Source organism: Pedobacter endophyticus (assembly GCF_015679185.1).
Classification (GTDB): Bacteria; Bacteroidota; Bacteroidia; order Sphingobacteriales; family Sphingobacteriaceae; genus Pedobacter; species Pedobacter endophyticus.
Window position 1 is genome coordinate 2,959,250 of record NZ_CP064939.1, and the last position, 12,972, is coordinate 2,972,221.

Sequence of the window (12,972 nt, forward strand, 5' to 3'; positions counted from 1 at the left end):
CGTGAGCGTTTAAACGGATAAATAGGGGTTTTGCCAACCACTGGCGGTTTCCTCAAAAATGGTGGAGGTATTTAATCCGACGGCGGTTGATTGTGTTATTATAGTTTGGTTAATATTTTTTGCGTTCGTGGTGGTTTTGGCAATGTCTATTAGTGGTCGCTCGAGACCATTTGACTGTACGGATAATGTGCCGCGAGGGCCAGCTACGCTTTGTTGCTGCAAGTATTGGAGCGCTCCTTTCGCATCGCCTTTGCTCAGGTACGGCATCATAACGGATAGGCTAAGGCCAATCTCATAACCTATCATTCCGAAGATGTTGGCCTGTTGTTTTCCAAAGTCTTCAAAATCCTGCACAAACTGCTTGTTGTTTGGGCTTTCTGATTTTCTGCTCCATGTAGCGGCTGAGTAAACGTTAAGCCCGAGGTGCTTCACATCATCCAATACGTCTTCGTAGGCCATGTTTTCTACCACCAATAATGGCACATGGTTGGCAAACTTACTGGTGCTCCATTGCTGAAGGAAATCAATGCCCATTTTGCCCGTAAAAATGGCATGCACAAAATCTGGTGTGTGGCTTTGCAGGGCTTCAAAAAGCGAATCGAGAACGAGACCGTTTTTGCCTGCATTTTCATCATTGAGGGTAATACTCTGTATTTTGTCGGCTCCTCCGGCAGCTGCACCATGAAAAAATGCAGTATTCAGGTTAAATCCGGCTTCGAAAACCGGACTAATCACCAAACCATCTTTACCGAATTCTTGAGCCGCCCATTTCCCCAATGCGTATTGACCTTGCCAAAGGTTCATTGAAATAGACATCACATTCGGGCCAAAGCCAAGCGGCGGAGGCACCATCTCGCCCATATCGAAAAACAATCCGATCTTTTGATGATTTTCGAGAAGTGGGCGAATATCTGTCAGCACTTTGATGTTGATCATACCCGTAAGCACATCAACCCCCTCAAAAAAAAGCAGTTTTTGTACCGCCTCCAGTGTAGTTCTATTTCCACCCTGCGCAGTGTACACAGGCAGAAACTGGGAATCTTGCTGGCGCAGCCTCATTTTAGCGGCGGCACAGAAAATCCCGGCCATTACATGCTGCGCATAATAAGGATAAACGCCCGAGTAAGGCATCAAAAAACCAACTTTTAACGGCTTGTTCAATTTAATTTCTCGATGGGAATAGTCCTACTGTAGTGATAACAAAATTAATGGCTAAATATGGCGATAGAATCGATATTGGTTGCGAACCGCCCGTAATACCCGCCGTTGCGCCACCCGTACTGTTTAATGTAACCGGATTACCGGTGCCAGTGGTGTAAGTATTTAATGTAGATGCATTAGGGCCCGAGCCTGTTTTAGGGCTGTTGGCCAATCTGTTGCCCGATGCTGTTGCGGCGTTCGGTGTACTATTATCGGCTATAACCAAATTAGAAAGAGTGATAACGTGGCTATGTGCTGGCATTTGAGTTTGTAAGATCGTAATCGATTCCGAACCACCAAGTTCACCCAAAACATAGGAGTTTAAACCCGGTCCCTGTCCTGTCCCAATCGGCGCTCTTCCTCTTAAATCGGGCAGCGCAAACGTGTTTTGTCCGTTTCCACCATAAGTGGTCCCCAATAGTGAGAAAAGAGCGGTGTTTTGAGCGATGGGCAGGATCTGACCTTGACAGAGCATAAAAGTACGCGGCGCAAAATTCCCCGCAAACATTTTTATTATTGCTAAATATTCTTCCATAATAGTTTGTTATTGATAGTTAAGTGTTGAATTGGTTTTTTGATGAGGATAATAGTGCGAGCACCTGATGCTGATGATCCCTATTAATGGCGCCTGGAACATTTGTTTTTAGATCTATGCCCATTCTTTCCTTTTGCTGACTGAAATCGAGACTCACTCTACCTGATGATAGGCCACCGTCGAAATTATTGGTTAACAGAACTTCACTTTTGCTCTTGTTTCGCAAAACCCATAAGCGACTTTTGCTTTGCTGGGCATTTCCGCCGATAAAAAGATCGACACCTTGCGACTGTTCAGCAATTGCCTGGTTATTAACCTCCGATTTTTTATCGAAACCTAAATGGGCAAGGCACACAATGATATCGCATTGGTGCTTTTCTCTCAAAATGCGTACGGTTTGGGTTAAGGCCGTAAATGGATTCTTGACCTGCACACCCGAAATGTTAGCGGGTTCGCCTACGCCAGTAACGCCAACCTTAAACTTGCCGTAAGTAATAATTTGATAGGGTTTTACCGCTTTTTTAAGCGCTGAAGATTCAAAAACATAATTGCAACTTACCAGCTGAAACTGCATGTAGGGCAAAACCGATACAAAATGATCAACGCCTTGCACCAAATCAGCTGCGCTTAAGTTTACCGCATGATAGTTGATTTTGTTCATCAAATCGATGGCTTTCAACTGTCCACCCGCATCTTGCACAGGATTTAAAAACCCTCCGGCATCAAAAACGAGCGATGAAATATCGTGGCTGCTCAAATCTGAATGTAGTTGTTTCAAGCCTCCACAATCTTGAAAAACCGTGGCAAGCTTTCCTTTCAGATCGTTCGTATAGGTAATGTTTACCTGCGATTGATTTGCGGCAACGGTATTAATTTTTCTCACCGTACGGGCAACGGAATCGAGAGTGCCGGTTAGCAGCAAACTGCTGGTAACGAAAAGATTTTTCCGTAGGAAAGATCTTCTGTTTGTAGTCATAAAATTAGTTTGTTAGGGAGTATTAATTATACAAATATTAAATTAAAATTTTACATATTCATTGCTATTCAATTTTTTTTTAAAAAAAATAAAATATTTGCGGAAAAAATGCGTTCAAACAGGTTTGGCCGGACCTAAAAAGACCAAATTTACCTGTGGAAAGAAAGTAGACGGGTTGATGGTATCCACCAAGCGATTAACCGGAACTAACAAATAATACAAATATTTTGGCTTCAGCGGACGAGCATCATAAACGATTTCAGTTTTTCAATCGACTTGGTTACGGTGTCAGTTTCAGTCGAAATTATAAAATCGGGAGCCAAAGGAGGTTCGAAATAATCGTTAACTCCGGTTAAGTTATAGATTTTGTTTTCGTGGCCTTTTGGCAGCATCGCCCGGCGGTAAAGATCCTTGGTATCTCTAATCGTCAGCGTTTCTATAGCGCACGTAATGTAAACCAGCTTAGCATTTAAATGATCCCTTAACCATTGGCGAGCAATTTGAAAGGGATTAATTGCCGCAATGATGATAAAATCGTAATCATCAGACATTTCCATAGCCAAACGACCTAATCTCTTGATGTTTTCGATTCGATCTGACTTGCTGAACCCTAAATCGCTACACAATGTTTTACGATAAACATCACCGTCGAGCACCGCAACCTTGTAATTACTACGGGAAAGTTCCTGTTGAACGCCGTTTGCCAGCGTTGTTTTCCCCGCCCCAGATAAACCGGTGAATTGAATTACTTTAGCCATGTTGCTTTAGCTTGTTATAAAATTGTTGATAAGCTTCCTGCGCAACAGGATAAAAAGTTTTTTGGTTGGTGGCTTGATCACCAGTAAAGGGTTGATCGGGATATTTGCTGTGGAAAGCCAACCGGTTATTCATTGGGTCGCTTTTTTCAAATGCAATGCCCACGGTATGATGAAAATGTTGAAGCAAACCTTCGACACCCCAGGCATAATCGTAAAAATGGTTTTTTCGCTCCTGCAAGTCAATATAAGTAGAAAGCAAATTGTAATATCCGGCCAGAACTTCGGCGGTATAGCTGTTAAAATCTGCAAAATGCGCATCTGAAAGATTGATTTTAAAAACACGGGGATCGATCATTCCGGGAATACTCTGCAAGCCTCTCCTTTTTTGATGCGATGAGATAATGGCCTCGGGTTCGCGAGAAAGGAAATAAAAAGGCGTATCAGGATACCAACTGCGAAGCTGATGATAAAAGTGGAGGTGCCAGCTATCTAGCTTAATAAAATAATGCTTGTAAAACGGGTTTCTTATTTGTCCCATAAAAGCTACTGCCGACATAAAAATTTCTTTTACTTCGGCCTCGCCAATGAACTTGTCGTGCTCCTGCGCTCTTAAAATTTCATCTAAAATTGGTGCCTCGGCAATAACAATGTTTTGCTTTTCACTGGCCAGCGCCTGCGAGAGTAAGGTAGATCCGCATCTAGATACATGAAAGATGAACGCAGTGGGTGGAATGCTATTTAAAGGCGCAGCAGCAAGCAGAAACTGTAGATTGCTCGCGGTCTTAAACCGCGATCGCCCGCTCATTTTAATTCTGCAACGATCGATGGTTTCATCAAAAAATGGCTCATTAATATGATGATTGTCGAGATCGAGCCAATTAACCAACCATTCGCCCTCCAAAAACCGCATCCGATATGGAATCCAACCGTTCATATCCTGATTCATTGTTCGCCTTTTAATTGCTTAATGAGTTTGCGAGCTGTATCAGTATTCATGCGCTCCAATTCCGCAATAATAAGATCGTTCGTTTTATCAGTGATTGGATTATTTTGACTTTCGTTTAGCTTATAGCCATAACCCTCGAATAATTTATCTGTCCAGCTGTTGCGTAGCGCATCTATCACCAAATGAATTCGTACTTCATCGCCATCGTTTTTTATCGCATGCGTCTGATTAAAATCAACGTACCAACACGTGCCTTCATCCATTGCAAGCGGCTCGCCACCCACACTAAAAGTTACTTGTTTATTGGTTTGAATGGGAATATGCAACCTAAAGTTAATGTCTTGATAGCCGCAGCCGGGATCGCGGTGAGGTTTAATTTCACTGCCGGGATGCAATGCCAACAAACGCACCGCTTCTTTATCACATTTCCAACTATTGAGCAGATTGCTGATGTAAGGCAATTGCTTTAATAAAGGAGTATCTTGATAGTTTTCAACACCATAGCTAGCATAAATATCATTTTCTCTACCAGATGCTGAACGCAAGGCGATACTCTGCCAACAGCCCTGATAATCTTTTTGGTTGAAATGATCGCTCCATTTGCTAGCTAAACAAGATGAAAGCTCTTGCTTAAGCTGACTGGTATCGTATGCGAAATCGAACTTAATATACTTTAGCACGGGAGATTTTGTCGGTTTTTATTTTACAAATAAACACATCATTTATCGAAAAAATAATTTTCGAATCATTAAGGCTTACGTTTTCAATAAAGGCCGGCCAATTACCCAAAGAGATAATTTTATACTCGTTGCGTATTTTGACGTTTCTCTTTTAAGACAATAACGAACAACCAACAGACAAGAAAGGCCAGGGTTATATAGTATGCCCGATTTAAGTGCTTTTGAAAAAAGCGTTCATCTAAATCGTACTTATTGATCATGTACTGAGATAGCGGCCGCAGCTTTTTTGTGGTATCAATCGGGTGTACGCCACTATCGCTATATAGCTCTGGTTCCCCATCTACTTTTGCGTACCAGGCTCTTTTCAACTGCGTTTTACTAACGGGTTCAACCGCGGGTATTTTTCGTTGATTTTTCAATCGCTCTATATCCAATGGAACAATTGTCGCTCCGGCAATATAGGTATTGCATTTAACAGGCTCATAATGACTGCCAGTCCAATACATACACTTTTCATCTGGCAAAGGCATTCTGATCTGGTTTACTTTCGAATCCCAAAAATAAATGACGACACGTGCTACAATTAAAATGGCTATACATAAAATGATCACTATTTTTTTGGAGATGCCTACCGTAGTTTTAGGGGAGGGAATGGTAGTGGGCGCTGCTGGTTTGTCGCCTCCTTCTGCGGTTCGCGGTAGTGATGTATCACTTCTATCACTTTCTTTACGCTTTTCTGCCCCAGCAAATTCGCGAAGGGCATTGTAATATCTTGTACTCGGCCTAAGTTCAAAATCTATAAGCCAAGCCAAAAGTTCACTGTTTCTGATATTGGTTTTCCCTGTCTCTCCATTTAAATGGTTTAATAGCGGACGAAAGGCTCCAGGATCTGCATTCGAAATCGATCGAGAAAATTCTGTACCTATTTTATCAAGATCAAAAAAAGTGGCCAAGGCATCAACATCTTTCGGTTCTGGGCTCCTATTGTGAGTATTTAGACATTCCTGTTTTAAGTTGGCCGTTGTTGGATTTGATAAGGTTATAGAAAGCTGCCCACTATCTTTCTTCTTTTTATAGGCAGCCAATACAGCGTCTTGGTAATCTTCAAGCATCATTTTCGGATTTTAAGCGTAAAAATATAACGGAATTTTCGGAATTCTTACGGTTTTCCGGAATTGAAACGGAATTCGGAAAGAATTTCGAGAAGATACGGAATTATCTGAAAACAAGCATTTTGACGTCCTCATATTTGTATCAGAAATCAGCGCAAGTGCATTCTAGCTAAGCGCACTTATTAATAAACTGATTTTTAAAAGAGTTGAAATCGCGGTTGCCAATAGCCGGTTTGGGAAGCAGTTAAAAGCTCCCGCGATGGAAACTCAACACTTCCCAAAAATTTTCAGAAGGCCTTCTGAATACCAATGTAGTAATCCCCACGAATGGTTGTGGGGAACCTACCAAGTATTTGAATTTCTAAAATTTTTGAATCATGTTTATTCCATTATTTCTTGCTATTTTATTGGGCTTAGTGAGTCCAACAGACACCAATACTACAACCAATTGTAACACCAGCACCACGGTATCAACAAATGATACGGGTGGAGAAGATCCTGGCGACAATGGCGGTGACGATGGTGACAATGGTGACGATACAGGGGGCGATCAAGGACAAAATCCACCACCTAAAATCGATTAATATCAGGGCAGCTCAGGCTGCCCTTTTTTTGTTTTCGCATGTTATTTTTAAAACGTTTCGAAGCTAACGCCGAACCCGAGAAAACGAATTCTCAACTTATTTGCTATCTTGGAGAAAAACTATACTCCCGTGAAACGCTTCGCCCACTTATTTATAGGTATATTAATTTTATCTGCCTGTAGTAATCAACAATCTCCCACCGTAAAGCCTGTAGAAAATCCTTTCTACGACCGGGCATTTGAATACAGGGAAAAAGGAGAAGCCGATAGTGCCTTTCGCTATTTTAACAAGGCTAAAGATTACTTCATTCAGAATAAGGATACTTATGGTGCGGGGAAGTGTCTCGTAAATATGTCAATTATCTCAACCGACAAAGGCGATTATTTCGGTGGTCAGGAATTAGCGGTAAGTGCATTGAAATATTTGAATGAACGAGATCAAAAGCAATATCCTTACCTACATCCCAACTATAATAATTTAGGCATCGCTACGCATCAACTTGGCGATTATATTCGGGCATTAAGCTTCTTCGATTCTGCCATCCGGTTTGCAAAAGATTCTTTAGATATTCGGCTATACCTCAACAACAAAGCTCGAACGTATCAGCAAATCAAAAAATATACGGAGGCGTTAAAAATATACAATCATATTTTAGCTGGCGAAAGCAAAAATCGAAAGGAATATGCGAGGGCGCTTTCGAACATTGCAAAAACCAAATGGCTGCAGGACTCAAACTATAATGCAGCTCCTACCCTGCTGAAGTCGCTCAACATCCGTATAAGCGAAAATGACTTGTTAGGACTTAACTCTAGCTATGCACACCTTGCAGATTACTATTCTAAAACCCAAAAAGATTCGGCCCTAATCTACGCTGAAAAAAGGTTTGTGATTGCAAAACAATTGAACAGTGCGACCGATCAACTCGAGGCACTGGAAATATTGATCAAATTAAATCCCAAGGAAAGAACGAAAGAATATTTTGAGCGGTATAAAAAGCTCGATGATAGTGTACAACTCGCCCATAGTTCTGCTAGAAATCAGTTTGCTTTAATTCGCTTCGAAACAGAGCAACATAAAGCCAATAACCTTGTCCTTCAAAAAGATAACGAAGCAAAAAAATATCAGCTTATTATATTGATTTCCATTTCATTATTTATCCTATTTTTTGGTATGTTTTGGTATAAAAAGAGAAAACAAAAAATGGCACTCGAAGCACAAAACGCCATTCGAAAAAGCCAGCTTAAAACCTCAAGAAAGATACATGATGTAGTAGCAAACGGCTTGTACCGGATAATGAACGAAATGGAGAATCAAGAAATGGATAAAAATGTTGTAGTTGACCGGATCGAAGATTTGTATAAAAAATCGCGTGATATATCTCATGAGGAGCCTATTAGCGATACGCAGGCATTTCATATCAGAATAGCCAGTCTATTAAAGTCATTTGCTACAGAAGATATTCACATCGCCATCGCCGGAAATTCAGCAAAATTATGGCAATCGGTATCACCTACGGTATTCTACGAGGTGGAACATGTGATTCAGGAGTTGATGGTGAATATGAAAAAGCACAGCAAGGCTGATAAGGTGGGTTTTAGATTTGACCGTAGCCAAAACCAGATACATATATATTATACAGATAATGGAATAGGAATGCCGAGCGACACAAAATTCACAAATGGCCTGAGAAATGCGGGAAACCGTATAAGCAGCATTGATGGGATAATTAATTTTGACACCATGCGGGAAAATGGATTAAGAATTCAAATATCGTTTCCTGTTACTAATTAAATTAACCATGTTCAAAAGAGTATTAATTGTAGAGGACCACCCATCCATCAGTATGTCTGTTAAGCTAACTTTATCAGATATGGGCGTTACCAATGTTGAATACACCTATTATTGTGATGATGCGCTCATGTTGATCAAAAAAAGTCTTAACGATGACCAGCAATTCGATTTATTAGTTACCGATCTTTATTTTCAAGAGGATCATCGGCCTCAAAAAATCTCCGATGGCATAGCGCTAACTGTGGCTATAAAAGAGGCGCAGCCCAATATAAAAGTGCTGGTTTTTTCTGCTGAAGACAAATCGGCCATTATCGATTCTCTGTTCAAGCGAACGGGCATCAACGCCTACGTGCTCAAGGCACGTAACGATGTGCAAGAGCTTAAACAGGCGCTCGAAGCCATTGCAGCGGGAAAAAGCTATGTTTCAACTGGCGTTAGGCAATCTTTACGGCAAAAACACACCCATGAATTTACTGAGTTGGATATTACAATCATTTCTTTGCTTGCAACCGATATCTCACAAAAAGAAATACCAGATTATTTGAAACAAAACGGCATTAAGCAGTGGAGTTTAAGCAGTGTTGAAAAACGGCTGAAAGAAATGAGAGAGGCACTGGGCTTTTCTAAAAACGGGCAGCTTATTGCGTACTGTAAGGATTTAGGTATCATTTAGAATTGCCTATACTTAGTGCTATGCTAAAATGATTTGTCAGGCTGAGCGTAGTCGAAGCCTCGTGCATTTCCCCTTCGACTAGGCTGAGGCGAAAATCATTCTGGGGTTACAATGGCCTTACGGTTTCCCGTAAAAAAATCATGTTAAGACCATCTAAATTTGATCAAATCAAAAATCAAACCGCCAGATGGATCTTAAGATAAAGCTAGAACAACTTCACCAAAGGGTAGTTGGGCTAAAAGACCAAATCGACACTGAAGAGGCTACGAAAAATGCTTTCGTGATGCCCTTTATCCAAATTTTAGGTTATGATATTTTTAACCCAACGGAGGTCATTCCTGAGCATATCTGCGATATTGGCACTAAAAAAGGGGAAAAAGTAGACTATGTAATCCGAAAGAACAACGAGCCTATTCTTATTTTCGAATGTAAACACTGGAAAGAAAGTGCCGATGCGCACAACTCGCAACTCCACCGCTATTACCATGTGTCAAAAGCTCGCTTCGGTGTGCTTACCAATGGCACAGTTTACAATTTCTATGCTGATTTGGAAAAGCCAAACATCATGGACGAGAAGCCCTTTTTAACGCTCGATATAGAAGACCTGAAAGACAATGCGATTAAAATTTTGGAAAGCTTTACCAAAACAGGGTACAATTTAGAAACCATCCTGGATTCGGCGGAAGGACTGAAATACATTAAGGCCATAAGAAAGGAATTTGAAAAAGAGATTGAGAGTCCTTCAGATGAAATGGTAAAACTTTTGGTAGGTCGCTTTTTCGATAAACCACTTACGGCGAGCAGAATGTCGGCTTTTAAAGAGTACACAAAAAAGGCGTTAACGCTTTCTATCAACGAATCAATTAGCGACAGATTGAAATCTGCCCTGAACATTAGCGAAAAGCCGGTGGGGCAAACTGAGGTTAAAGCGCAACCTATCGACGATAATAATGAATCGAAGGTGCACACGACTGATGAGGAGCTAGAAGCTTTTCAAATTGTAAAGGCCATACTTCGCGAAAAAATACCCGCAACTCGCATTGCTGCACGGGATACGCAATCTTACTTTGGTGTTTTACTCGACGACAATAACAGAAAGCCAATTTGCCGTTTTCATTTCAACACGGCCAACAAGTATCTGGAAACATTTTCGAACGGTAAAGGCGCTGGCGAGAGAAACCAAATTGCCAACCTCGACGATCTTTACGAATACCGCAATCAATTACACGAAACTATTAACAATTATCAATAACGCTCAGTTCTCCGAAAAGACGTTGGAACTCCCCTAAACTCAGACGGATTTTGAAAAGGGGAGTTCCGCGTTTTAGGAAGTGATTACTACGACCTGTGATTTAATCTAATCACTAAACTATATTCTTAATTACTTAAATAACGATAAATGGAACCACAATTACAAAATGAAGTGATGTTTTATCAAGATACAAATGTCACAGTGACACAATCAAGGTTTGTTGCCAGGTCCAAAACCTATGCGATGAGAAATATATCTTCTGTTCATATTTCTGAAGTTGTAAAAAGCAAAACATTACCTGTAATTATGATTGTTGTTGGTATTTTATTGCTTTTGCCCTCCGAAACTAAAATCGTAGGCTCTATTCTTGCCGTAATTGGTATCGTTCTCATCCTATACATCAAAAACGATTTCGCAGTACGTATCAGTACCAATTCGGGCGAGGTAAACAGCATAGTTTCGGAAGACAAAACCTACATCAAAGCAATTGTGAATGCCTTAAATGATGCAATTGTGTATAGAGGCTAATTAAAACCCAGAAAATCTTGATTTAGAATGATGAAAGTTTTACCTATTATTTCCGCAGTAGCATGTCTTATCGGGATATTCAATTTGCCAATTGAATTTTATACTTTTCTTAGAATAATTGTTTCAGTAACGGCAGTATTATTTGGGTTCATGTTGATGAAAGAAAGACGGTATCTCCTTATGATGCTGTTTGCTTGTGTACTTGTTGTCTTTAACCCAATTTTTCCAATCTATTTATATAAAAAAAGTTTTTGGATTCCTTTAGATTTAATAACGGCTGCCTTGTTTCTCCTGATTACATTCATCAGAAAAAAATCAAAAACTCAGCCGCAAAAAACCGGTGAGGTTGAAATCACCCAAAAACGTTTTACCCGCGATAGAATTGTTTCTTCCAAAATTGTGTCCAGGTAACCCATCTCATTGCTTACAATGGCTACGACGCAATTGCTTCAATTGCTATTATTAACACACGCTTGATACAGATGGCCGCAAGCAACATAAACGCCAAACCTAGAAAAGCTTCTTAAATTAATATTCAAGTGATTGCGAATCGACAAAATTTAATTAAAATATTATCTAACTCCACCTACTTTATGAATAATCTTATCGAAAATTTATTCCAAACAAATGTGGTTTCTGAACCTCAAGATGAAGAGACTGAAATAAAAGAAACGTCTTTGGCAGAAAATGAGGAGGCACGAAAAAGAACCTACCATGAGACAGGCTTTAGAGATGGCTCAAGGAATAGTGGAAGTCCGCTAGCATTATCAATTTGTTTGAACGCCATCTATGCTAAGTTTCAGAATGAAGAAAAAGAACTGACAGAGAAGCAGAGGCAGACTAAGGAGCCATATCTGAATGAACAGAAAAGTAAAGAGTCGGAAGTAAAAACGCTTCTAATAGGTAAAGCCAGTAAGGAAGAGCAAATAAACAGGACCGATCTTAATGTAAGATCTGTAAAAGATACTATTGAAGAGCTCAAGTTTGAAATCAACGACTTGGCAAGAGATCCTCAAAAATACCATATCGAGGCGGGCAAAGGCACATCTTCGAAATTCTGGATTGGCCTTATTATTATCCTGCCTATAAGCCTATATCTTTTTACATTTTATATCTCCACCTCATATTCGGCATTCTTCAAAAAGTTTGATTTGAACACGGATATAATGACGAACGTACTAGACTCGAAAGCCTTTGAAAATGCTTGGCGAGATGGGACACTTGAAGGCGCATTTGTAACCTTAATCCCTTTTGTGTTTTTAGGCTTAGGCTATCTAATTCACATGTTCGGCGAAAACAAATCATCAATAAATTACTTAAAAATCGCCCTATTATTTATTACAACGTTTATTTTTGATGCTATTTTGGCCTACCAGATTGAGGAAAAAATTTATGGGCTTGAAAAAACCTTTGAGGCACAGCCATTTAATTTAGCTATCGCATTTCAAACGATTCAGTTTTGGGGAATCATCTTTGCCGGCTTTGTAGTTTACTTAATATGGGGAGTAGTATTCGATTTTATTATGAAAGAACACAGGGAGCGGGATAAGATAAAACACGAGCAGCTCCGAAGGAGAAAGAACGTTCAAATTCACCAAGAAAGGATATCAGACATCAATATTCAGAAAGAAAAATTTTTAACTGAGCTTAATGAGCTCAACCAACGCATTGCAACGGAACAGGGTAGAATAGTAGAGCTCCAGCGGGTAATTGATGCCGTTATTATTCCTACGAAAGAATATGTCCTATATGCTTCTGAATATATGCAGGGATGGATTACGTTTATTAACCAAAAGCTACATCTTTCGCAAGCTGAAAAAACTTCGCTCGAGAACCAATGTATCTCTTGCTATCAGGAAAACCTGAAGCATGTTGGTGCCAGCGAAGACGCTCAAAATTCTGTCTATTTATCTTCATTATAAAAAATTTTAGAACGC

General features: G+C 40.1%; 14 protein-coding genes. 7 read left to right on the forward strand and 7 right to left on the reverse strand.

Features of this window, described 5'->3' with window-relative positions:
* Positions 1-9: 9 nt before the first annotated feature.
* From IZT61_RS11995 to IZT61_RS12025, 7 genes are all read right to left on the reverse strand, one after another.
* Complete coding sequence (locus IZT61_RS11995) at positions 10-1,161, reverse strand: ABC transporter substrate-binding protein (protein ID WP_196097145.1); 1,152 nt, start codon at positions 1,159-1,161, stop codon at positions 10-12.
* Between the two features lies 1 nt (position 1,162).
* Positions 1,163-1,735 carry a phage tail protein gene (locus IZT61_RS12000; protein WP_196097146.1) on the reverse strand — a complete coding sequence of 191 codons (573 nt, stop codon included), beginning with the start codon at positions 1,733-1,735 and terminating at the stop codon, positions 1,163-1,165.
* 19 nt (positions 1,736-1,754) lie between these two features.
* Positions 1,755-2,711, reverse strand: a complete 957-nt coding sequence (locus tag IZT61_RS12005; protein WP_196097147.1) for a bifunctional UDP-sugar hydrolase/5'-nucleotidase — start codon at positions 2,709-2,711, stop codon at positions 1,755-1,757.
* A gap of 233 nt (positions 2,712-2,944) precedes the next feature.
* A complete protein-coding gene (gene cysC / locus IZT61_RS12010; protein WP_196097148.1) occupies positions 2,945-3,469 on the reverse strand; it encodes an adenylyl-sulfate kinase in 525 nt (174 codons plus the stop codon).
* Complete coding sequence (locus IZT61_RS12015) at positions 3,462-4,415, reverse strand: hypothetical protein (protein WP_196097149.1); 954 nt, start codon at positions 4,413-4,415, stop codon at positions 3,462-3,464. Before IZT61_RS12015 ends, cysC begins: the two co-directional genes overlap by 8 nt.
* Positions 4,412-5,095, reverse strand: coding sequence for an aspartyl/asparaginyl beta-hydroxylase domain-containing protein (locus IZT61_RS12020; RefSeq protein ID WP_196097150.1), 684 nt, complete (start codon positions 5,093-5,095; stop codon positions 4,412-4,414). The genes IZT61_RS12015 and IZT61_RS12020 overlap by 4 nt, the downstream gene beginning before the upstream one ends.
* 119 nt (positions 5,096-5,214) lie before the next feature.
* Positions 5,215-6,210 carry a hypothetical protein gene (locus tag IZT61_RS12025; RefSeq protein WP_196097151.1) on the reverse strand — a complete coding sequence of 332 codons (996 nt, stop codon included), beginning with the start codon at positions 6,208-6,210 and terminating at the stop codon, positions 5,215-5,217.
* Positions 6,211-6,584: 374 nt separating this feature from the next.
* Between IZT61_RS12025 and IZT61_RS12030 the strand changes: the two genes are divergently transcribed.
* From IZT61_RS12030 to IZT61_RS12060, 7 genes are all read left to right on the forward strand, one after another.
* On the forward strand, positions 6,585-6,791 hold the full coding sequence (locus IZT61_RS12030) for a hypothetical protein (RefSeq protein ID WP_196097152.1): 207 nt from the start codon (positions 6,585-6,587) through the stop codon (positions 6,789-6,791).
* 129 nt (positions 6,792-6,920) lie between these two features.
* Complete coding sequence (locus tag IZT61_RS12035; RefSeq protein WP_230383637.1) at positions 6,921-8,582, forward strand: tetratricopeptide repeat-containing sensor histidine kinase; 1,662 nt, start codon at positions 6,921-6,923, stop codon at positions 8,580-8,582.
* A 7-nt stretch (positions 8,583-8,589) separates the two neighbouring features.
* A complete protein-coding gene (locus IZT61_RS12040) occupies positions 8,590-9,255 on the forward strand; it encodes a response regulator (RefSeq protein WP_196097153.1) in 666 nt (221 codons plus the stop codon).
* Between the two features lie 187 nt (positions 9,256-9,442).
* Positions 9,443-10,507 (forward strand): type I restriction endonuclease, encoded by a 1,065-nt coding sequence (locus IZT61_RS12045; RefSeq protein WP_196097154.1) that lies wholly within the window; start codon positions 9,443-9,445, stop codon positions 10,505-10,507.
* Positions 10,508-10,654: 147 nt separating this feature from the next.
* On the forward strand, positions 10,655-11,035 hold the full coding sequence (locus IZT61_RS12050; protein ID WP_196097155.1) for a DUF6232 family protein: 381 nt from the start codon (positions 10,655-10,657) through the stop codon (positions 11,033-11,035).
* 27 nt (positions 11,036-11,062) lie between these two features.
* The gene (locus IZT61_RS12055; RefSeq protein WP_196097156.1) at positions 11,063-11,446 is read left to right on the forward strand and encodes a DUF6804 family protein; all 384 of its coding nucleotides are present in this window, start codon (positions 11,063-11,065) and stop codon (positions 11,444-11,446) included.
* Positions 11,447-11,628: 182 nt separating this feature from the next.
* Complete coding sequence (locus IZT61_RS12060) at positions 11,629-12,957, forward strand: beta-carotene 15,15'-monooxygenase (RefSeq protein WP_196097157.1); 1,329 nt, start codon at positions 11,629-11,631, stop codon at positions 12,955-12,957.
* The last annotated feature ends 15 nt before the right edge of the window (positions 12,958-12,972 follow it).